Raw genomic sequence first — 23457 nt, 5'->3', positions numbered from 1 at the left:
AATTAATAATCGCTCTGTAGCAGCAATTCTTTACTTAGTGGCTATGTTCGTGTAACTATTTCCTAGTTACATACAGATATTTATACACAGTACCCAACACTAAGCACCTTTTTTGGTAATATGACAAATTTACCTCCTAGTGGTCCTAGGTCGCCTCAACGAAGTCCCCTTGACTTTGATGAGTTTATTGGAATAATAGTTGCATTTACAACTATAGGCGCCATTTTATTCTGGGCATTTTCGCGTCGAGACACAGGTTGGAATTTGGGGTCATTACTTCCAACCCAACCAACTCCAGGTGTACAAGTTTCACCAGGCGCCTCTAATAATGTAATACCTGGATTACAAAATTCAGACGGCAAAGTAACACTACCTGTCATTCCACCAGTTGGCACCAACCCAGATTCAAATTCCGATTCAAATATTTGGCCTCCAGTAAATAACGAGCAAAATCTTGAACCCAACGTTGGAGTCGCGCCTCCTATAATACCTGGTGTAGTAGTACCAGTACCCAACATTAACCCGGTGCCTCAAATTACAACTCCAGTAACGAGTTTACCTGTAACTCCACCACCAAGAGCATTTACAGATGTACCCGATAACTTTTGGGCTAGACGCTTTATTGATGTATTGTCGTCACGTAAAATTATTGAGGGATTTAAAGACTATTCATTCCGTCCAGACCAACCAATTACACGCGCTGAATTTGCTGCTATTGTAGAACGCGCTTTTAATAAAGACATTGGACAAACAAAGCTCGCGTTTACCGACGTTCCGGGAAATTACTGGGCAACTGGTGCAATAAATGATGCCATCGCCACAGGTTTTTTGAAAGGATATCCTGATAAAACCTTTAAACCTGAACAAAAAATTCCTCGCGTTCAGGTATTGGTTGCACTCGTTAGCGGTTTAAACCTTAAAACATCTGCGGCGCCAGATAAAGTAGTCAGTATCTACTCTGATGCCAAGGACATTCCTAAATACGCCATTGATAGAGTCGCAACAGCAACCACAGAAGGACTGGTAGTAAACTACCCCGACCGAAATGCTTTTGCACCAAACCGAGAAGCAACGCGCGCAGAAGTCGCAGCAATGATTCATCAAGCATTAGTACGAGAAGGTAGATTACCAGCAATTAAGTCAGAAAATATCGTTCAAGTCAAATAAATGTAGGGTGGGCACCCTCCGGGTTCACCAGTTTGACGCGCACGGAAACCGAGACGCGCCAACTGGTTCACTGCCCACCTTACCATGACTACCTAGTTGACAACTTCTTTACCAACAACTTGCTTTTTAATGGTTGTGATTTCAGAAGTTAACTCTTGACGACTCGAAGCTTTGAGTAAATAACGGTAGACAAACCAAGCTGAGTAGCCAATTCCAATTAGCTCAAAAGTGGGCGCCACTAAAGGAATATCATTTAATGCATCTAATACAGCAAGCACTACCTTTAAAGTCACAATGGCAGCAACAATCAAGCCTAAGACGGTTAAAGGCTGTTTATATTTGTTAAAAATTGTTCCAGCATATTCAGGAAGGGTTGCTAGAAAGCTAGAAACCTGCTCTCCATACTTAAGCCATTCGTCCTGTGACGGTGAGGGCTGGATTTTGGTAATCGTTCCCGTTTGGTTATTTAATTCTTGCATCTTAGTTTCTGGAGATTGAGTTTCCATGATTTCCGGTTCTTGCATTGTGTAGCTCCCATTAATGATGACACGTTCTAATCACAATAATTGCCTCTAAACTACTACATAATCACCCAATAAAACAGAAGATATGCAGTAAGGTAGAAGTCAGTCTTACTCTTTGGAGATACAATACGCAACTGCAAGTTCGTTATTTGTAATCTCAAAGTTCCTTGTTCGTATCGATTTTAAGCTGTGTCAGTAGCAATATCACAAAACAAGGCGAGAAAACTTGTTCACTTTTCTTTTATACAAGTCATCATGCCGCTTTTGTTAGACATTAAGCTATATTAAGATACTTTTAATAATTTAAATCCTTGTCGCAGTATATTTACTTAAGTAAACAAGTATTCGTTTCTATAATTACCATTTGTTAAATATAGGCTTTTTGTAGCCAGCACTACAATTTTCTTGTGGAACAGGCATCCTTGCCTGTTTAGGGGAGGTGTTTGTTTGGATGCCCACCCCAGAAGAGTATTTCTAATTACGCTGCATTAGTTTTTCTCTTTTGGGAAGATTTATCAGGCGCCTTCGCTTCAGTGCTTGAGTTTTTAGAACTAATGTTCGCTCCCGTATTTGAACTTTGGTTTTCTACATACTCAACCATATCAAACGGAGTTATTCGCTCATTAATTTGCGATAACTCATTAATGCCTGCACAAAGTTGCACCCAGCGCTCACCACTAATTTCTGGTAGCAGCGTTGCTTTTTTCAACAACGATACAGAATTTGGAGTAATTCCCAAATATTCGGCAAGGTCCTTACCTTTAATTCGGTGCCGCGCCATGATTTCATTTAGTTTCCAACGAATCGAACCACTGCTCATAACAAACTCCACATCTATTTAGTACTTACGTTCTATTAAAAAATATCAAAACTGTACGCTTATTTATAAATATATCATATAAATAAATGTAACTAATTAGTTGATAAATAAATACTTTAATTGTATAATAATAATTGGGCAAATAAAAACGACCGCGCGATTCCAAAAAGAATTTTGCGGCCGCCCACAAAAAAATGAGACTACTATGATTACACAAATGAACAGTTTAAACACCGGTATTGAACTCGATGATTTAGCTTTTTGGCACGCACACGTAAACAGTGCGATTGAAGCGGCGAATAATATTGGCACCATTTTTGGAGCAACAGCACGTATAATTTACTACGCATTTTGGCTAGCAAACCAGAAAGCAATTCTTACCAGAAAAGAATTTAAGAAAATTTTAAGCGTATTAGGTTGGTTAGGAGAGGAAAAAATTTATTTAAAAATTGCCTGTGCGTTTGCTGCGTATGAGCCGCATGAACTCGCGCAAATCGAACCAAGAACTATTTTTCTGCTAGCTGGAAACCTAAAAAGATACCAATGTGTAATAGATCAATTTCATACACTTACTGCGATTACCCAAGATGGTGTGCGTGATTTAATTGCATCAACACGCCAGTCACAAACTCGCAAACTTCAATCTCAATCTCAATCTCAATCTCAATCTCAACCTCAACCTCAACCTCAACCTCAACCTAGTGTCTGGCATTATGCTGCTGATGGCGGACGTGTATGCCAAATAATGATTTATGACGAAAAAACTGGTGTGATGATAGAACAGATGGCAAAGTCTGAAAGTAGAACCTTTCAGTATGTAGTTGGTGATAGTGTCGAACTTCGACAAGCTTATATTGACGGGCGCCTTATTTGGGCTAGTGACGTACAACAAGATGCGGCGCCTATTGATTGGAGCGAGGAAGAATATGAAGTTGAAGGTGCCTGGACTTTTGAAGTCGATGAAAAAGATTATGATATAGAAAATGTTGTGGAAGAAGCTTTGGCACCAGCAGTTTCTAATGATTCAGATAAACAAGGTGTTGAAAAATTGATTGAAGTATTACAAACGGCGCCCTCTTGGCAAGAAGTTAGCGTAGCGTTAAAAGATTATGAAGAGTTTAAGCTACAGGCTTGGGAAACATTAACACCTGTAGAAAGGCACCGGGTAGTTTCAATTACACCAATTGAGGTGAGAAAGTTATCGCAAGCGAAAAGAAATGGAAAAATAATTGATTTTTGCGAGATACGTGAGGATGTATACAAAGTTCAGTATTCAGAATATATATTCGGAGAGATAATTTACAAAGATAAACTAAATGACTTTTTGGCGCGGTTGTGAAAATACAATAGGGGCAGTTTATAAAAATGCCCCCGTTATGCGCGTCCATTTGAGGCGCCTCTGAAAAATTACTACATATTGGTCTTTTTGTCGTTGATATTTAAATCGCCTTGAGTATCGATGTCTAATTCTTCGCGACGAATTGTTTCTTTGGCTTCAAAGTTTTCTTGCTCAACTATTTTTTTGATTCGCACTTCTTCGCGTACATATGCTTCTTTACGAATTTCTGGTGTTTCTTCGTAAACTTCAATCCGCGCGATTTCTCCTTCTTGGAAGTTTATTATTGTAGAATCTACAACTGCTTCGCTAGATGGTGTTGAAACTCTTTCAATTACTACTCGCTCTTTTTCTAGCGGGACTGTAACTGTTGCGGTTTCTGTTTCGATATGTTTGCCAAGAGTGACTTCTCCAGCTTTGACACGATTTTTATTGGCAATTAATCGTTCTTCGTATAATTTGAATGTCTGATTGTCGCGTGCGTCCAAATCGTACAAGTTAGAGTCTTGTTGATAATTGTAAGTGTCACGGTTGTATGTTGTATTCTGCGTGGTTGGACGATACGCTTGTCGTACTCCTTCTTCATAGTCGTAATCAACTACCATGCTGTCTTTATATTCTGGTAGATGTTCGACTTGTTCTTTACTCAGCCCATCGACATAGACGCGCGATTCGTTATAGGCAATTCGAGATAGTCCAATTGGTAATAAAATAGTTTTATTTGTTGAGCCATGCATTGTATTGATAACTAAATAGCGAAACTTTCCTTCGTCATCAACTAATGCATCATCAACTGAACCAATGTGAGTACCGCCTTCGGTATATAGTTCTAAGCCTTTAACGTCATCACCACCAAATGTTTCTTTATAAGTTGGGTCGAAGCTTTCAAGTTTATGGAGAGGCATATTTTTAACTACAATATTTTTAATGTTTGTTGTTATGAGCTTAAATTTTTATTTATGCCATTGCATCTTGCTCGCGACTGAATTGAAGGTAGTATCTTTTGGGATGGGCGGGCAGGGATGCCCGCTCCACAAGACAAGATAGGAGAAGAAAAGAGGAATAGCTATATTGGTTGTAGGTTTATTTGGAATTGGGAGTTATAGGCGCCTCCACCATGTCCAATGGCGATGGTTTTACCGTCTGGGCTAAAGCGAACGCTGCTGGGGTATATACGGTCTAAGTTTTGATTATTGGCAGCAGGGACAACAGTTTTTACAAGTTTTCCTGAAGCTAGATTCCATAATCGTACTGATGCATCTAAAGAAGTTGTAGCTACGGTTGTACCATCGGGACTAATGGCAATTGCTTTGATTCCTTCGGCTGATGGTGCTTTTATAGTATTTATTAACTCACCGTTTGAGACGTTCCATGTTTTGATGGCGGTTTCATCACCACTAACTATAGTTTGTCCATCAGGTGTAAAATTTACAAAACTAACGGCATTAGTATTTGCTGTAATACTGCGAATTAGTTTTCCGGTGCGTAAATCCCATAGTTTAATAGATGTATCGGTATTCTCTGAAAGCGAACCACCTCCACTTACTAGGGTGTTACCGTCTGGACTAATTGCAATTGCTCGCACCCAGGCGCCATGTCCCTTTAACGTATTAATTAGTTGGCCTGTGTTTAAATTCCACAGTTTGATGGTTTTGTCATAACTTCCACTAACGAGAGTTTGCCCATCAGGGCTTATACTTAAAGAAGTGATACCTTGTGTATGACCTGTTAAAGTGCGAATCAGTTTACCTGTTTTTAAGTTCGTGATGCGAATAGAAGTATCAGTATTGGGTTTCGCTGAACCACCCGCATTTGCTAAAGTTAGTCCGTCAGGCGTTAAAGCTACGGCATTTACACCATCTTTATTACCGGGTAACGACCGTATTAGCTTACGCTTCGATAAATCCCATACTTGAATCGTTTCGTCTAAGCTACCACTGACTAAAGTTTTTCCATCTTTTGTGAACGCTAAATCTGAGACATCCCATATATGTACTCGTAAGCTGTATGAATTGCTTAGAGCGATTTTTGATGTTGTTGGGGGTGTAATTTTTTGGGCTTTTGATATCGTTGGCGCCAAGCTACAAGTTATCGCCAGAAGTGAAACCATACCAATGGCTGTTTTGTCAAGTATTTTTTTTGCTATCATGCAAGCACAAATATAAACTGTTTTTACGTGTATTTAATTAGAATACATTTGTAGAGAGAAAAATAAAATTAATGTAAATTGAATTAATAAGTTTATTTAATAGTCAAGAATTGATGGTTGATAATTGGTTATCGATATTACGTAAAAATCGTGCATTTGCTGTAATTAGGGCGCCTAAACTTGAGATGGGACGGCAAATGGCGCTTGCGGTTGCAGCATCAGGAATGCGTTTAATTGAAATTACTTGGAATAGTGATTCAAGTGCAGATTTAATTACCAAGCTGCGTTGTGAATTGCCAGACTGTATTATTGGTACAGGAACAGTACTTAATTTACAAGATTTGGAATTGGCGATTGATTGTGGAGCGCAATACATTTTTACACCACACGTTGACCCTGAACTAATTCGTGCTGGTATGGCTCAAAATATACCAGTTATTCCCGGTGCCTTAACTCCTACAGAAATTGTTACAGCTTGGAAAGTCGGCGCTGCAACGGTTAAAGTATTTCCTGTTCAATCACTCGGTGGCGCCGATTATATAAAAAGTTTACAAGGGCCTCTCGGACATATCCCCCTCATTCCTACGGGAGGTGTCACTATAGACAATGCATTACAGTTCTTTAAAGCAGGCGCCGTTGCAGTAGGGTTAAGTGGAGAACTATTTCCAAAAGCATTGATAGAAGCGCAAAATTGGGAACTCATCACTCAAAATGCGAAAAAACTTCTCCAAACCCTAGATGTTGGGTAATTTGATGTGTTAAAAATGAAACGAACGAATAATACTATGTAATTAGAGCTACCTCACACACCACGGCAATATGCCGATATTTGCTGAAAAATCATTAACTGAATGCAAATCATGAAAAATTGGATTCCTAACAATTGGGTGCGTCCCCTAACAGCAATATTTGTTGGTGCAGCAATAACTCTCGGTTCTCTGGGTGCAAGTTCTACAGAAGCTTTAGCGCAATCAAAGGGTTCTAGAATTCGTCAATCGATTCAAAGACTCAAACAGTCAGAGCGTCGTTGGATTCAGGTAGATTTATCTGAACAAAAATTAGTGGCTTGGCGAGGTAGAAGTCCTATTTATTCGATGCGGGTTTCTACTGGAAGAAGAAAAGACCCAACATTAACAGGTGTTTTTAATATCCAAAGTAAACACCGCAAAGCGAGAATGCGTGGTGAAGACTATGACAGGAAGAATGTTCCTAGCGTCATGTACTACGACGGAAGCTATGGTATTCACGGCGCCTATTGGCATAATAGCTTTGGCACTCCAGTTAGTCGCGGTTGTGTAAATTTACGACCAAGACTTGCCAGAGCATTATATAGTTGGGCATCGATTGGTACACCTGTAGTTGTACATCGTTAAGTTCCATCACTGTAAAAAATATATGTAAAGGGGAGAGAATACAAAAGAGAATTCTCAATCCCCTTTTCTTTATATAGGAACGCTATGGAAGTTATTCCAGCAATTGATTTACTCGAAGGACGTTGTGTACGACTTTATCAAGGAGACTACGCGCAGTCGCAAGTTTTTAATTCTAACCCTGTTGAAGTTGCTCAAGAATGGGTTGCAGCAGGCGCCACTCGATTACATTTAGTAGACCTAGACGGCGCCAAACAGGGTAAACTAGTAAACCTCGAAGCAATACAAGCAATTACCCAAGCAGTCTCAATACCTGTAGAAGTTGGTGGAGGGTTACGCGACAGAGAAAGTGTTAAACAGCTTTTTGATGTAGGTGTACGCTACTGTATATTAGGTACTGTCGCAGTTGAAAAACCTGAATTAGTTCAAACGCTAGCACAAGAGTATCCCGGTCAAATAATTGTTGGTATTGATGCTCGCAATGGTCTTGTCGCTACACGTGGTTGGCTGGAAACTTCAGAAATACAAGCAACCCAACTCGCAATACAAATGCAAGAATTAGGCGCCGAGGCTATTATATACACCGATATCCATCGTGATGGTACTATGCAAGGCCCCAACCTTGACGCACTTCGCGAACTTGCTAGTAAAATCTCAATTCCAATCATCGCTTCTGGTGGAGTTAGTTCTATCACCGATTTACTTAGCTTACTTGCTCTCGAACCCCAAGGTGTAACAGGTGCAATTGTTGGACGCGCTATTTACACAGGTGATGTTAACTTGCGTGAAGCCATAAAAGCAGTAGGCCCCGGACGCATTCAAGATATTCCTCCAAACCTAGACTTTTCTACCTTCGCATAATAAAGACACGTGGAACAGGCATCCTGCCTGTTCTAAAATCTTTTACTTTAATATTTTCCAATATTTCCGGATTCAGAATTTACCAAAGTGTATCTCAAGTTATGGATAGTTACAAAGCCTGTGTGTTCCTTATTTTACTCCAGAGCTTCTCAGCTATCTTTCAATTTGTAATTTCAATATTTTTTTCAATATCTTTTTCAATATCTTTATAAATAAACAAAAATTTAATGGGTTTCCTCTTTATAGAGACGCAGTGCGTCTCTATTTTTGTTTGCAATAACTTTAATATTTCAGCATTAATACATAGTAACTAATGTCAGAAAAATATCTTTCATTTCCGGATTCAAGAAAACAAGATATGTAGTAATACCTGTAACCAACCACAACAAAGGTAAACTAAAATGTCACGAAGAAGACCAACTCCACCCACAAAAGATAGACCATTTAAAACAGATAACGGGTTTACTGTAGATACGAATAAACCCAATGGTGACAAAGACAAAACCAAAAAATCAACTCCATAAATTCTTTATTCCCTAATTTTTTAATTTTCTCACTAAATACGACAAATAAACATTATCAACTGTAAACACAAATTACCAAGGAGATTATCATGGCAAAACCTAAAAGACAAAATCCACCACCAGTAGGTCAACCAATAATTCGCGAAGCAGGTTTTACACCAGGAAATGATTCATCCAAACAAAATAATAATAGCAAAAAGAATAAGCATTAAGAGTTTCTAGAATTTGGGTTCCGTCATATCGGAACCCAATTTACTATTTAGCTTTCATTTGACTTTTGGCTTGTTCTAAAGCAATTTCTTTCATTGCTTGATAAGAGTTTACACTCGAAGAACCTTCTATTGCCTTGACTGCCAAATCTTGAACTTGCTTTAATGCAGATTCAAGCTGTCTGGAAAGATTTTGAATGCGTGCGTCTTGGTTAGAAATAGTTTGCTCTAAAGATTGAAGTCTTTGTTCGTAGAAGCGCTTTTGTCCGTCTACGTCTTTTGCTAACAAGTCAGATTTAATTTTGGCTTGGTAATATGCAATTCCTTTACCTTCTTCAGTTGCTTTCTTAATTGCTGCTTCTTTTTCTTTTGGCAAAGCTTCGACTTTCGCTTTTAATTCTTCAAATTTTTGTTCACGCTCAGAAATACCTTTTTCGCGAGTTTCCCATTGTTTATTCGTTTCTTGCTGTAATTCTTCTAACTGAGTATATAAAGCTTTTTGTTGCTGTTCGTACTCGTCTATTGCGAGTTTGCGTTGCAGTTCTAAGTCATATTTATACCCAGATTCTTCACGCTGACGAGTTCTAGAAAGATTATCATTACGTTCTTTGATTGCTAACTTATGCGCTTCTTGTTCCTTTTGCCAAGAACTTCGCATTTCCTGAATTTGCTGCAATAGCGTTTCTGACTGCTTTAAATACTCTTCTTGGTAAGTTTTAGAGTTATTTTCATAAGTTTCGACAAGAGTATCTAGGGTATTCTCTTTTACTTCTAGCTTATGTAGTTCTTTAAGTTGCTGTACTTCTTGTTCAAAAGATTGCTTGACTTCTGCAAGCTTTAATGCTCTTGCTGTTAATAGTTCAGATAATTCATTCGCAGCACTCCCAAACCCCATTTGAATTTTAATCAAGTTTTCAATCGTCGAGTTCATTTTTTGCTGAATGCTTGCTCCGGAATTCATAGTTGTTTTCTCTGCTACTACTGGTTTTTCTTTGACTGTGGTTTTAGGCGCCTTTTCTGTACTATTATTTGAACTATTTTTGGTTGCATCAAGCTCTGTTTTCAATGCTGACTTCTCTTTTGCTAACTCTTCGTATGCTTGGAGGATTTCAGCTTTAGTGTTTTTATCTGTTGGTTTTTTCGCTGGCACTGTTACTCTCCTTTTTTGTTGTTCCTTTTTTGTTGTTCCTTTTTGTTGTTCCTTTTTGTTGTTCCTTTTTTGTTGTAATAAAGTACTTTAGTACTTTCCCAGTACTTTCTAGCACTAAAGTGCTAATTACTACTAAAAGCACGCATTGCTAAATCTTGTGCTTGTTTGAGCGTTGTTTGGAGTTGGGTAGAGATACTTTCGATTTGTTCGACTTGTTTTTGGATTGTTTCTTCGAGAGACTTTACCTTGAGTTCGTAGCTCTGAAGAGCTCCCTCCCACTCTTTCTCAAGTAAGTCAGCTTCAACTTTGGCTTTTTGGCTTGTGTCTTTTATTGCTTCTTCGCGTGCTTTCTTAACTGCTTCTTCTAATTCTGCTGGGAATGCAGTAACAATATTTTGATATTCACCCAACAATGTTTGATTTGCTTTCAGGGTTATCTCACGTTCTGCCCAATCTTTTTCTCTTGTTATGGCGCCAAATTGTAGTTCGCGTTCTAAGTTACGCTTTTTAGCTTCGTATGCGTCGGTATTAATTTTACGAGTATTTTCGAGTTTATACTGATAGTCTTCAGTTTCCTGCTGACGCTGTTTGAAAAGCAGTTGATTATACACTTGTACCGCTTCATCAAACTCGGCTTGTTCCTTGAGCCAATCTTTACGAGCTTGTGCTGCTTCCTTGGATAATGCTTCGCGCTTATTTTGGGTATCTTGTTCAAGAGTTTTCAATTTCTCTTGATGCTCCTGGGTCAAAATATCAACCGCATCTGCAACGACTCTTACTTGTTGAATTTCTTGCAACAGAGTAGTTTCAATCTCTATACCTCGGTTGAGTTCATCGAGCTTCGAGTTCTCTTTGGCTAACTTCTCAGATAAGCTATTGACAATGCCACCAAACTCTAGCTGTAAATCTGCCAAGCTTTTAACTATACTATCAACAGTATATGTAGAAGCGGCTTCGAGAATTTGTTTATTTTTAGCTTTCTCCGCGACTTCGAGCTTTGTAGCTATCTTCGACTCAAGCTGTTTACGCTCTGCAATAATTTGCTCAAAAGCTTGCATTAACTGCCGTTTCACGTCTTTATTCGCAACGTCCATACAAACAAACTCCTAATATACGAAATCTGAAATTCTCGCATTCATAAGCCAATACCAAGGCATTACCCATGCAGACATTAGGCTAGCCTTGAAATGCTTATTTTTGGTAGGGTGAAAATGCTGAAAACGACTTCATTAAGCCTTTTGAAACATAGTTCCTTACGACTTAATTTAGTTCTATTGTACTAAATTAAGTATACAAAGGAAAATATGGCTTGTCAAGGGAGTGATGAAAAATAGAGATAAGGTTACGGCACCGCTTATTATTGGTACTTTGACCACGAACGAGAACGAACTTCTCATGATTTCCACTGAGTTTGGTCTATAATTGGGTGGGTGTCTTTGTGTAAATTACTTTTTAAAAGTTTTAGTAATTACTCCGAACCATTTAGTACGCATAAGCAATAATCAAGATTTCTGCAAGCGAAAACCTCATAAAATGATATCATCAATGTATACTAATGAACTAAGTAAGTATCCCTCGAATACGGAGTTCGTACAAACAAGCCGCATTTTGGTAGTAGAAGACGAAGAATTGATACGCGAAATGCTACTGATGGCTTTAGAGGGTGAAGGGTATGTGGTAGTAACGGCTTCGGATGGACGTTCGGCAGTTGATTATTTGAAGGCTAACGAATCGAATTTAAGTGAGAATAACTTTGATTTGGTGATTTTGGATTTAATGCTGCCGCAAATTAATGGTTTAGATATTTGTCGATTTTTACGTCAACAAGGTAATCCTGTACCAATTTTAATGTTGAGTGCGAAGGGTAGCGAGACCGACCGTGTGTTAGGTTTAGAGGTTGGCGCCGATGATTACTTGACTAAACCGTTTAGTGTTCGAGAGTTAGTGGCACGTTGTCGGGCATTATTACGGCGCCAGCGGTTGAGTGCATTACCGCAATCTCCTGTTTTACAATATAAAGAAGTAACATTGTACCCCCAAGAATGTCGGGTTTTGGTACGGGGACAGCAAGTGAACTTATCACCAAAAGAATTTCGCTTGTTAGAAGTATTTATGAGCTATGCACGACGAGTTTGGTCACGTGAACAGTTATTAGACCAAGTATGGGGGCCAGACTTTGTAGGTGATAGCAAAACAGTTGACGTACATATACGCTGGTTGCGCGAAAAGCTCGAAAAAGACCCTAGTCACCCAGAGTACATTGTAACTGTACGTGGTTTTGGATATAGATTTGGATAATTAATTGAGTGCTGAGTGCTGAGTGCTGAGTGCTGAGTGCTAACTATTAATTACTAACTCCTAACTCCTAACTCCTAACTTTAAAATCTTAACTTTTAACTTATACTCAGCACTCAGCACTTTCTACTCAGCACTCTATTATAGATAAATGAGCAAGTGATAGGTAATGGTGTTATTGAGTTTTTGTTTGGGTTTGGTGGTTGGTTTGAGTATTTGGGTGTGGCAGCAGTTTCAACTAAACCGCTATATATCCCAAGTACTGCGACCCCTAACCGCTCAATCATCGAAAGTGGCGCTACCATTAATTCCCCGGTTGCGTCATGAACTTGCATTGGTAAAATACCAAGGGTTACAGCTACAGCAGCAATTACAAACTTATCAAGATTTGTTAGAGTTCGCACCAATTGGTTATTTACAGCTAGATGACCAAAATCAATTGTTGTGGTGTAATGAACAAGCACGCGAAATATTGTATTTACAGCGTTGGCAACCAGGACAAGTTAGATTACTGGTAGAACTGGTGCGTTCGTATGAACTGGATAGATTAGTTGAACGAACACGCGAACGTCAACAGTTACAAATTAAAGAGTGGGAGTATCACCCCTCTTGTGACAATGCGGCGGCAATGTTAGATGTAAAGTCATTAGTTCTTCGTGCGACTGGATTGCCTTTACCGAAAGGTCAAGTTGGTGTGTTTCTAGAAAACCGTCAGCCATTACTCGAAGTTAATCAGGTTAGAGACCGGGCATTTTCTGACTTAGCACATGAGCTAAGGACACCTTTAACATCGATTCGGCTTGTAGTAGAAACTTTACAAGACCGTTTAGATTCACCGTTGAAGCGCTGGGTTGACCGTTTGATGCTCGAAGTTGACCGCTTAATTAATTTGGTGCAAAGCTGGTTAGATTTAACCCAACTCGAAACCAATCCGACGATGCAGTTAGCTCGACAAACCGTAGACCTACGCTCGTTGATAATTTCTGTTTGGGAAACACTTGAACTCAGCGCGCAACAGCGAGAAATGCATTTTATGTATTCTGGGCCTGACCATGTATGGGTTAGTGCTGACTCTTCGAGAATGTTTCAAGTATTTATTAATTTACTTGATAACTGCATTAAATATAATCCGCCTGGTGCTAAAATTCATGTTGATGTGAAAATTGACCCTCGCAAAGAGCAAGTTGAAGGTAACACCAGTAATTATTTGCCAAGTGTGGAGATTAATATAGTTGATTCTGGATTTGGGTTTTCAGAAGAGGACTTACCCCACGTATTCGAGCGATTTTACCGAGGTGATACTGCCAGAACTCGCGCCACGGCATCAGAAGAAAGCATTACGACAATTGGTACTGGTCTTGGGTTAGCTATAGTTAGGCAAATTGTAATAGCACATAATGGCTCAATTAAAGCTATGAATCATCCGGAAACTGGAGGCGCCTGGATGCAAATAGTCTTACCAGGGATAATGGCAAAATTTTAAAGTTGATATTATTGTTAGAATTATCTTCTCTATTTGAGAATTACCGAAGCGTGAAAGCTCCACTTTCTAATCACGGCAGTAACAGCAGTAACAATTCTGAATCTCAGTTAACGCGCGATATCCGGCGCCTTGAGCGAGATGTACTGCGTATGGGCGCCTTAACAGAGAAATCTTTTCGCCTTAGTCATCAAGCATTGTTCGCTCGCGACCTTTCAGCAGCCCTTGAACTGCCTCAAATCGATAAAAGAATCGACACTTTTTATCGGCAAATTGAGTTAGAATGCACATTGATAATGACAAGTCTTGCACCTACCGATAGAGATTTAAGGTGTTTGAGTGCATTTATGCAGCTAGTGCGAGATTTAGAACGTATTGGCGATTATGCTGAAGACTTGGGAGAAATAGCAGTTAAAATATTTCCTTATCCTCAACATCGTTTGCTTCCAGAAATTGCGCTGATGTCACACCATGCACAAGCAATGTTAGCAACTAGTTTAGTTGCACTTGCCGATTTAGATGAAGTTAATGCACGTAACATTAAATATCTTGATGACACAGTTGATAACGCTTATGAACGAGTTTATAACGCTCTGGCTCAACAACGCGATATTAGCGGCGCCTTAGAACCATATTTACTTTTAGGATTAGCAATTCGTTGCTTAGAGAGAATGGCAGACCATGCCACCAATATCGGTCAACGAGTCGCGTATATAGTCACAGGGCAACGTTCTTAATAATCTTGTTATATTTAGCTGCGTATCGTATTGAATCATTATTTTATAAACTAAATAAATTACTACTCAAGGTAGATATCGTAAACAGCACTTAATCAGTTATACCTAATAAATTAATGCATCTACTTAAAATAGTTTATTATTTTAGATAGAGTAGTAAAGTGATTCGTTATACATGCTTTGAAAGTTTATAGAGACTATAGATAAAAATATATATTAGTTACCTAATATTTATAAAAAAGCATAGTATTGTGATTTTTGAGTTTGAGTATTTGAATAAAGTATTAAAAGTTACTTCAAATATGAAGTAAGTCTTAAGATATATGGATGTAAAATTTAGGTATAAGTTTTGACTGTCTCAATTTTGAACTCTACAATAATTACCAAACAAGACTTTGCCGCGTTACGTACTTGCCAGTTAGATTTGTTACTCAAGTTAAATATCGGTTAAATGACATACATTTTATGTAACGCTTACCTATTCTTAATCTTGTCAGATTAAATTAGCAGAGGCACCAATAAAGTGTTTATCATGGCACTCATCGGTCTGGTACAATTACGAAGAACAGATATTGCTAACACAATGTTCTTACTTCTTCCAAAAGTTATATAAATAACTTTGGCGCCAGACAAAATGTGAGTGGATATTCATTCTATCAGATAATTAAGTGCTGGTGCGAAATTTTGATAAAAACATCAGGGAAAAATCGAATACGCTGATTCTGTAGATATTACATGCCTACAAGCATTTGTTAACCAGACTAAGCGCCGTTAAATTCAACATGCAAACCTGACATTGAATAGTTTGTTACCATAAATAAAACCAATGTATAAAAGGTGACAGACAATGACGTAAAAAAGCACAATAATGCGATTGAACGTCAAGCTCGTTACAAAGGAAGATTCACAACAATATGTGAATCGTATCGTTGAGCGAAATATTACAGGTTATTGATTCCTTGCAATTGAGGAATATTGTATGTGGTGAGCAGTTAGAAAATTAATAGTCGCTGCCATTAAATACAACTTGCAATAAGTGTAAGTGAAGGTGTTTTGCAACTTTACTTGGGCAGCATTGCTACAAATCAGTACTGGAAAGAATAAGCTGCGCGATTCGGTTGAATCTGAGCAAAGTAATTATTTGACAATAATTCTCAAGTAATTTAGAATACATCAGGAAGAACAAGTTCTGTCCTGAGTAGCTATTGCGAATGTAGTTTAAAGTATCAGTTTCTCTTAGGTTTAAACAAAAGCAGGTGTGTATTGAAGTGTTGCTCAGATAAAAATATCAACAATCAATCAGTCACAGTTACTAAGTAATAATTACGACTTAGCTTAAGAAATGTGATTGTTAGATGACTAAAAAGTTTTGGTTGATATATTTAGTTTCTACCAGGGTATTAAAGTATAAGCCTTTAGGCATCTATCTTTGGGTATAACCGTGCATTCGTGCGCCAGCTAAATTGCTAGATGTTCCTAAATGAATTCTGCCATTAGTAGGTTATTTAGGGCAGTGAGCCAGGATACCTTCGACAAAGTTTAAATCGACAAAACACATTAATTTACCTAATCCCCAACTATGATGTATTCCACAAGCCGCAACACAAATGGTATTCCACAGAATTCAGCTACCAACACCAACACAAACACCAGTACAAATACATCTGGTTTGCAGCAACGGTTATTTACTCGTCGCGAAACAATTCCTGCACGTAATGACGTGTTATGGAAAATAGAGCGTGGCGCCGTTCGGACTTTGACATGGAGTGAAGATGGAACGTTCATCACCTTGGGATATTGGGGACCTGGAGATTTAATAGGCTACCCTTTGTCACGTGTAAAGCCTTATCAAATTGAATGTCTGACCAGCGTTGAAGTTAGTGTCGTTCCTCCTCAGTTGTGGCATCAAGACATTAACTCATTCTTGTCACACATTCAGCAAGCTGAAGAGTTGTTGAGCATAGTACACCGTAAACCTATTTCTCTACGCTTGTGGCAATTCTTAGTATGGTTGAGCGAGAAATTTGGTCGTGACGTTGAGCAAGGTAAATTAATTGACCTCAATGTTACTCATCAAGAAATGGCTGAAGTATTAAATACTACTAGAGTCACCGTAACTCGTTTGTTGCAACAGTTTGAAGAAGAGAACACAATGATTCGTCACAAGCGTCGGATTATCTTACGTACACCAGCAAATAGTAACCAGAATACCATTCAGCGAAAATAAATAAAACGTGCGGTGGCTGACAGAAATCAGCCATCGCCTCTTGCTACACTTCGTTTGGAAGTCATAAGTAAATTCTCGTAGAGAAAAAAGACTATGAGAAGCAACTCAATGATCAAACCACTAGGTGTGAGTGAGAGAAAAATAATGACAAAGCTATTCTGGAACGTTATCAAGTTGGCGCCAGTTTTAGTTGCTGCAACATTCATTGCTTCTAACAGCGCATTCGCAGTTGAAGCAAACGAAACATCAGTAGCTAAACTAGCAGAATCGAACAACATCGGACAAGTAACTTCCGTTTCACAGTTTTCCGATGTACAGCCTACCGATTGGGCTTTCCAAGCATTACAGTCTTTAGTAGAGCGTTACGGATGTATCGCAGGTTATCCCGGCGGTACATTTCGTGGTAATCGCGCAATGACTCGTTATGAGTTTGCGGCTGGTGTAAATGCGTGCTTAGACCGTGTAAACGAATTGATTGCCACAGCCACCGCAGATTTAGTTAGAAAAGATGACTTAGCTGCACTACAACGCTTACAAGAAGAGTTCGCTGATGAACTCGCAACCCTACGTGGTCGCGTTGATGAACTTGACGCACGCACCGCAACCTTAGAAGCGAAGCAATTCTCCACCACCACCAAACTTAAGGGTGAAGCAATCTTTGTTGCATCCGATCTTTTTGGTGGCGAGAACAATAAAGTTGGAGAAAATACTAACGCTATTTTCTCTAACCGCGTTCGTCTAACCTTGGAAAGCAGCTTCTCTGGTACAGATAAGTTGCAACTTCGTTTAAATTCTGGCGACATCGCTAGTAATGCAGCTTCTTCGGGCACTAACATGACCCGTTTAGGATTTGATGGTAATACCTCTAACGCCGTTTCAATCGACAAAGCTAACTATAGCTTCAACTTGAGCGATAAATTAGCTGTTAAAGTTGATGCTACTGGTGCTGAGTTAAACGATAACGTCACTAACTTCAACCCTGACTTCCAAAGCAGTGGTACTGGTGCGATCTCTCGTTACGGACGTTTCAGCCCCATCTACCGTTCTGGTTCCGGTGGTGCTGGTGTTACTGCTACCTTTAACCCCAAAGGTAAAATCAGCTTGACTGGAGCTTACTTAAGCAACGATAACAGCAATCCCGGTGTAGATCGGGGTGTGTTTAATGGTGATAATGCTGTATTTGGTCAGTTGGAAATCAAACCCAGCGACAAACTCAGAGTTGGTTTGACCTACGCTCGTACTTACACTGATAGCGTTGGTGGATTTGACAGTTTTGCTAGTGGTACAGGTAGCGCTAAAGCGAACAATCCCTTTGGCACAACTGTACCTGCTACTTCTAATAACTACGGTGTACAAGCCAGCTTCAACCTCACTGATAAAGCAACTCTTGGTGGTTGGTACGGTTTTGCCAATGCTGAAAGAGTTAATGGTACAGCAAATGCTGATATCAACTACTGGGCTGCTACCTTGGGCATCAAAGACTTTGGTCGTGAAGGTAATACCTTGGGTCTAATCTTTGGTCAGCCTCCTAAGTTAAGTGGTGGTAGTGCTAATGTAACAAAAGATGCTGACACCTCTTACCATTTAGAAGCTCTTTACAAAATGCAGTTGAACGACAGAATCCAGGTAACACCTGCTTTGTTGGTCATCTTCAACCCAGAACACAACAACAATAATGACACCATCTACGTTGGTACCGTTCGTACCACCTTCTCTTTCTAAGATTTAATCAATCTTAGTTTTCTGTATTTCTCCAGTAATCCTCTAATAATCTAATCCGACCCCCATTCTTATCCAGATGGGGGTTTTCTGGCAACGGATGAGAGCGGATGTAACGGATGATTTACTTGTTTATAGCAGGCGCCGCGTCCGATGACTTTCAATAAACCGGGCTTCTTCACGATAAATCAACGTTTTCTAGCAATATCCTTGACAAGAAGCCCGGTTTCTCGGGTTTTATGCGTAAGTCCTGGATATAAAAAATAGTTATTTAAAATCAGTTATCCGTTACATCCGTTTATCATCCGTTGCCAAGTTTACCTTATTGACAAAAATATACTTTATTAATTATGTTGAGATAGGCGATTTTTGAACAAGATAATAAAAGACGCTACATATAACTTATTTGTGCCCAAACTTTTCTAAAATTTTCTGTAAAAAATGTTACATACCAAAATCTAGATTTCATCATACTTCCATAGCTTTATAGGTAAATTTTCAGGCGCCATAACCTGACTTTAACCTAGCGTCAAGTAAAATCATCACTCATCTTGAACTGGCTTGACAAGGGTGAAATGCGGCATTTCAGAGACTTGCTGAATTGTCAAGAGCTTAATTTATAAAATTTATGCAAACAATTTAAATTAAATCTTTGTATAAGTGAGAAAAAACTCCCAGACACATGTAAAATAATTACGTAGGTGTGAGTGAGAATACAAAGATGCGAAAAATACTTTGGAACACGATTAAGTTAAGCCCAGTTGTTGTAGCTGCGGCATTTGCTACTGCAAACAGCGCTTTCGCTGGCGAAATGGGTCAAAATGTGCCTTCGGTTAGCGAAATGGCACAAGCGCAAAAGACCGACAATATAGGTCAAGTAACATCAGTTTCACAATTTTCAGACGTACAACCTACTGACTGGGCATTCCAAGCATTACAGTCATTAGTAGAACGTTACGGTTGTATCGCAGGTTATCCCAACGGAACCTACCGTGGAAACCGCGCATTAACTCGTTACGAATTCGCAGCAGGTTTAAACGCTTGTTTAGACCGCGTAAACGAATTAATCGCAACCGCAACCGCTGACTTAGTTAGAAAAGAAGACCTAGCTACATTACAGCGTTTACAAGAAGAATTTAGTGCAGAACTAGCAACCCTACGTGGTCGCGTTGACAACTTAGAAGCACGCACCGCTGAATTGGAAGCGAACCAGTTCTCTACCACAACCAAGTTAGTCGGGGAAGCAATCTTCAGCGTTTCTGATGCTTTTGGCGAAGAACAAGCAGTTAGTTCTCGTACATTAGTTACTGGCGCTCCAGCTACAAGAAGAGATTTAGACGAGAACAGCAACACCGTTTTGTCGCAGCGTGTTCGTTTGAACTTACTTAGCAGTTTTAGTGGAAAAGACCAGTTGCAAATTCGTTTGCAATCAGGAAACACTGTAAATAATAGCAGTGTTACGGGTACCAACATGACCCGTTTAGCTTACGATAACAACACTAATAACGGTGTTGAAATCGATAAAATTAACTACGCTTTCAACTTGAGTGATGCGATTCGTATCAAAGTTGATGCTAACAACGGTGAGGTGTGGGAAAACATCAATAACTTTAACCCAGACTTTGCTAGCTCTAGCCGTGGTTCAATCTCTCGCTATGGTCGTTTTAGCCCAATTTACCGCCAAGGTGCTGGTGGTGCCGGTGCGACCATTACCTTTAACCCCAGTGGTGCAATTTCCGTATCTGCTGCTTATCTAGCTGGTGGACGCGAAAATCGTGCGAGCAGTCCATTAGATAGAGATGGTCTTTTTGAGAGTAACTACGCTGCAATTGGTCAGATTGCTTTCCAACCCAGCAGACAATTAGGTATAGGTTTAACTTATGCACATAGTTACCAAAATCCATTTACTGCAGCTACTGCTACAGCCGCTAGAACTGCAGGTGGTGGTGTAAACGTATTTGAAAGTTTAGGTAGTACTTTGGCTAGCCAACCTTTTGGTAATATTGCGACTTCTTCAAATCATTACGGTGCCCAAGTTAACTTCCGTCTAAGTGACAAAATCGCGATTGGTGGATGGTACGGTTTGGCTGATATCTCAGGTGAAACAGGAGTAGATAACAATAGATTAGATGCAACTGCTACATACTGGGCTGCAAACTTAGCACTTAGAGACTTTGGTAGCAAAGGTAGTTTACTAGGTGTTACTTTTGGGCAACCTCCTAGAATTACAGGTAGCAATTTTAGAGGAATAGACGCAACTGGTCGTGCAGGTAACGCAGCTGGTATACGTCAAATAGATGAAGATACTTCTTACCACTTAGAGACTTTGTACAGATTACAACTTAATGACAACGTTTCGGTAACTCCTGCATTGTTGGTAATCTTTAACCCTGAGCATAACAACGATAACGATACCATTTACATTGGTACATTACGTACAACCTTCACATTCTAAAAATACGAACATGTTGTGTAGAGACGTGATTAATCACGTCTCTACGAATGTGTTAATTTGATTGAATTTGCTGTAGCTCACCGAATGGTGGGCTTTTTGTTTATATTTTTGTTGGGAGATTTTTTGTTGGGTTCCGTTCCTGAAGCCAACCTACAGTTCGTCGTCTGGTTTTTTTAAGTTGGTGGGTGGTCTATCATTACTCCAAGCCCACCAAACACCACCGCACTGGCAACGGTAAAATTCTTGCCATTTACGTTTATAATTTTCGGTGGTTACAGGCGCCCGTCGGTTAATCCAAACTTGTGTTGCTTCCAAACTACTCGAATGGCATGTGGGACAACAAAAATCGTAAGCATGAATTGCCTCCGAAGTCCATTCAGGCGGAAAAAATGCAAAAGCTTCCATAGTATGTTGAATTAGAATTGATTTGATTTGTATGTGTGTGGGTTTGATTTTGAAGTTTTTTATGTGATATTTATTAATCAAGATTATTTGATTATGTAAAAAATATTACTGTAGTCCAATGATTCCACGCTCGTTGCTTGTTTTAGTAATCACAATTTTATATCAAAAATATGGAGCAGAACATTGAGATTCGCCGCTTGTTGGAAATAATGCCAGCATCAAGCAGGATGACAGTAAAAATAATCAGCAAGCCAGAGCAAGCTAAAGTAATAGATGTAGCTTTGCCATTGCCTTGGAATTCAGATAGACCTATATATATTAACTTTGATTTGTGGCGCCGACTAACTAAACCCCAACGCGACATGTTATTACTGCGAACGGTGAGTTGGTTAACTTCTGTAAAATGGTTTAAGCCTGATATCTATCAAGGTGTAGCAGTCGCTGGGTTATTGGGTGGGTTTGTCGAACTAGCACAACGAGATGTTGTAGGTATTATAGCTGCTGTGGGTTTAAGTTCAATGGCTGTATTACGAATATGGCGCCAAAATAACAACCAAGACTCAGAAATTATAGCTGACACTGCGGCAATAAAAATCGCACAACGTCGAGATTATACCGAAACCGAAGCAGCAGAACATTTGCTAAATGCTATAGAAATAGTAGCAAAAATAGAAGGGCGCTCTAGTTTAGATTTTATCGAATTAATTCGCACCCAGAACTTGCGCGCGACTGCTGGGTTGTCTTCTATGGGTATTCCTAGGTAAAATTGAGCAGTTCAAAACAGGATTGTGGCAAGCTAACTAAAGCGATTAATTAACTCTTCGCGAGATAATTGCAGCAATAAACGGGCACATTCCTCTGTAGGTTGGGTTAAGAGTGATGGAATAATATTAGTTAACTCAGGATCAAGTGTTCCAAAACGAGCTTTGAGCAAATTTTCCACCAAAATACGTTGACCTTGCTCGATACCTTGCTCGATACCTTGCTCGATACCTTGCTCGATACCTTGCTCGATACCTTGCTCGATACCTTGGCGCCTGGTAGCTTGTTCCCATTCCTGATAAGCTTTTGATACTATCATTTTGAACTCCAAATCTTCCGAAGTTGGTTGTGGTATTAAATCTATACTAATCCTCCAAGTCGATAATAGACGCAGTGCTTCGTTGCGCTGATTATCATTTTGTTCCAGAGTTAGAACTTCGTCTATTGCTTCTTCTTGGACTTCACCGCGTCCAAACAGTCTTAACCACATTGTGTCTGGAGCTTTTGGCAGTTTGTTAACTGATACAATTCTTGTGTGGAAACCTTTTGAGCAAAAGTATATGCCCGATACCCATTTACTGCTTGGTCGGGCGCCATAATGGTTGAGTAACTCATCAGATGCTGAAGGTGCAATTATCCATAGCTTTGGGGATTTTTCATTACTAACAATTTCATTAGTATGCCCAAAATCACGCCTATACTCCGCGCGCACAGGAAATAACTTATTTAAACAGCTTTCAACATCATCAAAATTTGGTTGGTTTCGGTAAGGTTCTAATAAACACGGTGATGATGCAATGCGACGTATTAAACCAAGAGACTTTGGTATCTTTGTTGGTTTTACAGTTGGCGAAAAATATATATCTATAAGCGTAGGTTCTCCGGGTACTTCCTCACTAATTTTGACTTCACCATATGGACTGAGGAAGGTTTCAAAGAACTGCTTAGAAAATTGGTCAAATGGGTTTTTCGTCATCTAATGACCCTGGCTTTTAATGTGTAATTTTTGCAGCGAGAACTAAGCGCCTCTATCAACGAAAGGCGCCATAATCTACTAGATATTTTTTATACTTTATAACCTCTATAGCATTATTGTACTAATATATCTTGTATCAACTAGTATTTTTCTATCTTCATAGAAAATTTATAGATGAGCAATTACATAGGGTAGCTTAAGCCACCTTGCTATTACCTACCAAAACCTCCTCCTCCTGGGGTTTCGATGATAAATATATCTCCTGTAAAATGCGCCCATTTGTTATATTGT

Annotated in this window: 22 protein-coding genes; 14 read left to right on the top strand and 8 right to left on the bottom strand. The window is 39.3% G+C overall.

Annotated elements, in window-relative coordinates; translation table 11 throughout:
- Nucleotides 1–120: 120 nt before the first annotated feature.
- Nucleotides 121–1167 (top strand): S-layer homology domain-containing protein, encoded by a 1047-nt coding sequence (locus tag DSM106972_RS01475; RefSeq protein WP_127078153.1) that lies wholly within the window; start codon nucleotides 121–123, stop codon nucleotides 1165–1167.
- A 92-nt stretch (nucleotides 1168–1259) separates the two neighbouring features.
- Here DSM106972_RS01475 and DSM106972_RS01470 read toward each other — a convergent pair whose 3' ends face one another.
- A complete protein-coding gene (locus tag DSM106972_RS01470; RefSeq protein ID WP_127078151.1) occupies nucleotides 1260–1691 on the bottom strand; it encodes a CAAD domain-containing protein in 432 nt (143 codons plus the stop codon).
- 478 nt (nucleotides 1692–2169) lie between these two features.
- Complete coding sequence (locus DSM106972_RS01465; RefSeq protein ID WP_127078149.1) at nucleotides 2170–2511, bottom strand: helix-turn-helix domain-containing protein; 342 nt, start codon at nucleotides 2509–2511, stop codon at nucleotides 2170–2172.
- Nucleotides 2512–2716: 205 nt separating this feature from the next.
- Between DSM106972_RS01465 and DSM106972_RS51095 the strand changes: the two genes are divergently transcribed.
- Entirely contained in the window at nucleotides 2717–3850 is a 1134-nt protein-coding gene (locus tag DSM106972_RS51095) for an Alr2735 family protein (RefSeq protein WP_158632745.1), read from the top strand.
- Between the two features lie 71 nt (nucleotides 3851–3921).
- Here the strand turns inward: DSM106972_RS51095 and DSM106972_RS01455 are convergent, their stop codons facing one another.
- Entirely contained in the window at nucleotides 3922–4752 is an 831-nt protein-coding gene (locus DSM106972_RS01455; RefSeq protein WP_127078145.1) for a DUF2382 domain-containing protein, read from the bottom strand.
- A 161-nt stretch (nucleotides 4753–4913) separates the two neighbouring features.
- A complete protein-coding gene (locus tag DSM106972_RS01450) occupies nucleotides 4914–5996 on the bottom strand; it encodes a WD40 repeat domain-containing protein (RefSeq protein ID WP_127078143.1) in 1083 nt (360 codons plus the stop codon).
- A gap of 113 nt (nucleotides 5997–6109) precedes the next feature.
- Here DSM106972_RS01450 and DSM106972_RS01445 point away from each other — a divergent pair, with 113 nt between their 5' ends.
- The 5 genes from DSM106972_RS01445 to DSM106972_RS54720 all read left to right on the top strand — a co-directional run bounded on the left by DSM106972_RS01445 (nucleotide 6110) and on the right by DSM106972_RS54720 (nucleotide 8963).
- Nucleotides 6110–6745, top strand: a complete 636-nt coding sequence (locus DSM106972_RS01445) for a bifunctional 4-hydroxy-2-oxoglutarate aldolase/2-dehydro-3-deoxy-phosphogluconate aldolase (RefSeq protein ID WP_127078141.1) — start codon at nucleotides 6110–6112, stop codon at nucleotides 6743–6745.
- A gap of 111 nt (nucleotides 6746–6856) precedes the next feature.
- Entirely contained in the window at nucleotides 6857–7369 is a 513-nt protein-coding gene (locus DSM106972_RS01440) for a L,D-transpeptidase (protein WP_127078139.1), read from the top strand.
- A gap of 84 nt (nucleotides 7370–7453) precedes the next feature.
- Nucleotides 7454–8227, top strand: coding sequence for a 1-(5-phosphoribosyl)-5-[(5-phosphoribosylamino)methylideneamino]imidazole-4-carboxamide isomerase (gene hisA, locus DSM106972_RS01435; protein WP_127078137.1), 774 nt, complete (start codon nucleotides 7454–7456; stop codon nucleotides 8225–8227).
- 401 nt (nucleotides 8228–8628) lie between these two features.
- On the top strand, nucleotides 8629–8751 hold the full coding sequence (locus DSM106972_RS54725; RefSeq protein WP_267901040.1) for a hypothetical protein: 123 nt from the start codon (nucleotides 8629–8631) through the stop codon (nucleotides 8749–8751).
- A gap of 89 nt (nucleotides 8752–8840) precedes the next feature.
- On the top strand, nucleotides 8841–8963 hold the full coding sequence (locus DSM106972_RS54720) for a hypothetical protein (RefSeq protein WP_267901039.1): 123 nt from the start codon (nucleotides 8841–8843) through the stop codon (nucleotides 8961–8963).
- A gap of 43 nt (nucleotides 8964–9006) precedes the next feature.
- On the opposite strand, the gene DSM106972_RS01430 is transcribed toward DSM106972_RS54720, so the two are convergent.
- Both DSM106972_RS01430 and DSM106972_RS01425 read right to left on the bottom strand, forming a co-directional pair.
- Complete coding sequence (locus DSM106972_RS01430) at nucleotides 9007–10110, bottom strand: hypothetical protein (protein ID WP_127078135.1); 1104 nt, start codon at nucleotides 10108–10110, stop codon at nucleotides 9007–9009.
- A 122-nt stretch (nucleotides 10111–10232) separates the two neighbouring features.
- Entirely contained in the window at nucleotides 10233–11204 is a 972-nt protein-coding gene (locus DSM106972_RS01425) for a coiled-coil domain-containing protein (RefSeq protein ID WP_127078133.1), read from the bottom strand.
- 451 nt (nucleotides 11205–11655) lie between these two features.
- On the opposite strand from DSM106972_RS01425, the gene DSM106972_RS01420 reads away from it, so the two are divergent.
- From DSM106972_RS01420 to DSM106972_RS01395, 6 genes are all read left to right on the top strand, one after another.
- Nucleotides 11656–12408 (top strand): winged helix-turn-helix domain-containing protein, encoded by a 753-nt coding sequence (locus DSM106972_RS01420; protein ID WP_127079089.1) that lies wholly within the window; start codon nucleotides 11656–11658, stop codon nucleotides 12406–12408.
- Between the two features lie 166 nt (nucleotides 12409–12574).
- Nucleotides 12575–13888, top strand: a complete 1314-nt coding sequence (locus DSM106972_RS01415) for a sensor histidine kinase (RefSeq protein ID WP_127078131.1) — start codon at nucleotides 12575–12577, stop codon at nucleotides 13886–13888.
- Nucleotides 13889–13938: 50 nt separating this feature from the next.
- Nucleotides 13939–14622 (top strand): phosphate signaling complex protein PhoU, encoded by a 684-nt coding sequence (phoU, locus tag DSM106972_RS01410; protein ID WP_073617086.1) that lies wholly within the window; start codon nucleotides 13939–13941, stop codon nucleotides 14620–14622.
- Nucleotides 14623–16201: 1579 nt separating this feature from the next.
- The gene (locus tag DSM106972_RS01405; protein WP_411675268.1) at nucleotides 16202–16849 is read left to right on the top strand and encodes a Crp/Fnr family transcriptional regulator; all 648 of its coding nucleotides are present in this window, start codon (nucleotides 16202–16204) and stop codon (nucleotides 16847–16849) included.
- Between the two features lie 144 nt (nucleotides 16850–16993).
- The gene (locus DSM106972_RS01400) at nucleotides 16994–18571 is read left to right on the top strand and encodes an iron uptake porin (RefSeq protein WP_127078129.1); all 1578 of its coding nucleotides are present in this window, start codon (nucleotides 16994–16996) and stop codon (nucleotides 18569–18571) included.
- Nucleotides 18572–19289: 718 nt separating this feature from the next.
- Complete coding sequence (locus tag DSM106972_RS01395; protein WP_127078127.1) at nucleotides 19290–21023, top strand: iron uptake porin; 1734 nt, start codon at nucleotides 19290–19292, stop codon at nucleotides 21021–21023.
- Between the two features lie 150 nt (nucleotides 21024–21173).
- Here the strand turns inward: DSM106972_RS01395 and DSM106972_RS01390 are convergent, their stop codons facing one another.
- Entirely contained in the window at nucleotides 21174–21428 is a 255-nt protein-coding gene (locus tag DSM106972_RS01390) for a hypothetical protein (RefSeq protein ID WP_127078125.1), read from the bottom strand.
- Between the two features lie 170 nt (nucleotides 21429–21598).
- On the opposite strand from DSM106972_RS01390, the gene DSM106972_RS01385 reads away from it, so the two are divergent.
- Nucleotides 21599–22192 (top strand): DUF3318 domain-containing protein, encoded by a 594-nt coding sequence (locus tag DSM106972_RS01385; RefSeq protein ID WP_127078123.1) that lies wholly within the window; start codon nucleotides 21599–21601, stop codon nucleotides 22190–22192.
- Nucleotides 22193–22224: 32 nt separating this feature from the next.
- On the opposite strand, the gene DSM106972_RS01380 is transcribed toward DSM106972_RS01385, so the two are convergent.
- Nucleotides 22225–23166 carry a FliH/SctL family protein gene (locus DSM106972_RS01380; protein ID WP_127078121.1) on the bottom strand — a complete coding sequence of 314 codons (942 nt, stop codon included), beginning with the start codon at nucleotides 23164–23166 and terminating at the stop codon, nucleotides 22225–22227.
- Between the last annotated feature and the right edge of the window lie 291 nt (nucleotides 23167–23457).

This window comes from Dulcicalothrix desertica PCC 7102 (assembly GCF_003991905.1).
GTDB lineage: Bacteria > Cyanobacteriota > Cyanobacteriia > Cyanobacteriales > Nostocaceae > Dulcicalothrix > Dulcicalothrix desertica.
The sequence above is the reverse complement of the archived record's forward strand: the minus strand, read 5'-3'. Positions and strand labels throughout refer to the sequence as shown.

Coding starts and splice junctions, on each gene's coding strand:
- DSM106972_RS01475 (WP_127078153.1), top strand. CDS start 121: ATGACAAATTTACCTCCTAGTGGTCCTAGGTCGCCTCAACGAAGTCCC.
- DSM106972_RS01470 (WP_127078151.1), bottom strand. CDS start 1,691: ATGCAAGAACCGGAAATCATGGAAACTCAATCTCCAGAAACTAAGATG.
- DSM106972_RS01465 (WP_127078149.1), bottom strand. CDS start 2,511: ATGAGCAGTGGTTCGATTCGTTGGAAACTAAATGAAATCATGGCGCGG.
- DSM106972_RS51095 (WP_158632745.1), top strand. CDS start 2,717: ATGATTACACAAATGAACAGTTTAAACACCGGTATTGAACTCGATGAT.
- DSM106972_RS01455 (WP_127078145.1), bottom strand. CDS start 4,752: ATGCCTCTCCATAAACTTGAAAGCTTCGACCCAACTTATAAAGAAACA.
- DSM106972_RS01450 (WP_127078143.1), bottom strand. CDS start 5,996: ATGATAGCAAAAAAAATACTTGACAAAACAGCCATTGGTATGGTTTCA.
- DSM106972_RS01445 (WP_127078141.1), top strand. CDS start 6,110: ATGGTTGATAATTGGTTATCGATATTACGTAAAAATCGTGCATTTGCT.
- DSM106972_RS01440 (WP_127078139.1), top strand. CDS start 6,857: ATGAAAAATTGGATTCCTAACAATTGGGTGCGTCCCCTAACAGCAATA.
- hisA (WP_127078137.1), top strand. CDS start 7,454: ATGGAAGTTATTCCAGCAATTGATTTACTCGAAGGACGTTGTGTACGA.
- DSM106972_RS54725 (WP_267901040.1), top strand. CDS start 8,629: ATGTCACGAAGAAGACCAACTCCACCCACAAAAGATAGACCATTTAAA.
- DSM106972_RS54720 (WP_267901039.1), top strand. CDS start 8,841: ATGGCAAAACCTAAAAGACAAAATCCACCACCAGTAGGTCAACCAATA.
- DSM106972_RS01425 (WP_127078133.1), bottom strand. CDS start 11,204: ATGGACGTTGCGAATAAAGACGTGAAACGGCAGTTAATGCAAGCTTTT.
- DSM106972_RS01420 (WP_127079089.1), top strand. CDS start 11,656: ATGTATACTAATGAACTAAGTAAGTATCCCTCGAATACGGAGTTCGTA.
- DSM106972_RS01415 (WP_127078131.1), top strand. CDS start 12,575: ATGGTGTTATTGAGTTTTTGTTTGGGTTTGGTGGTTGGTTTGAGTATT.
- DSM106972_RS01405 (WP_411675268.1), top strand. CDS start 16,202: ATGATGTATTCCACAAGCCGCAACACAAATGGTATTCCACAGAATTCA.
- DSM106972_RS01400 (WP_127078129.1), top strand. CDS start 16,994: ATGACAAAGCTATTCTGGAACGTTATCAAGTTGGCGCCAGTTTTAGTT.
- DSM106972_RS01395 (WP_127078127.1), top strand. CDS start 19,290: ATGCGAAAAATACTTTGGAACACGATTAAGTTAAGCCCAGTTGTTGTA.
- DSM106972_RS01390 (WP_127078125.1), bottom strand. CDS start 21,428: ATGGAAGCTTTTGCATTTTTTCCGCCTGAATGGACTTCGGAGGCAATT.
- DSM106972_RS01385 (WP_127078123.1), top strand. CDS start 21,599: ATGGAGCAGAACATTGAGATTCGCCGCTTGTTGGAAATAATGCCAGCA.
- DSM106972_RS01380 (WP_127078121.1), bottom strand. CDS start 23,166: ATGACGAAAAACCCATTTGACCAATTTTCTAAGCAGTTCTTTGAAACC.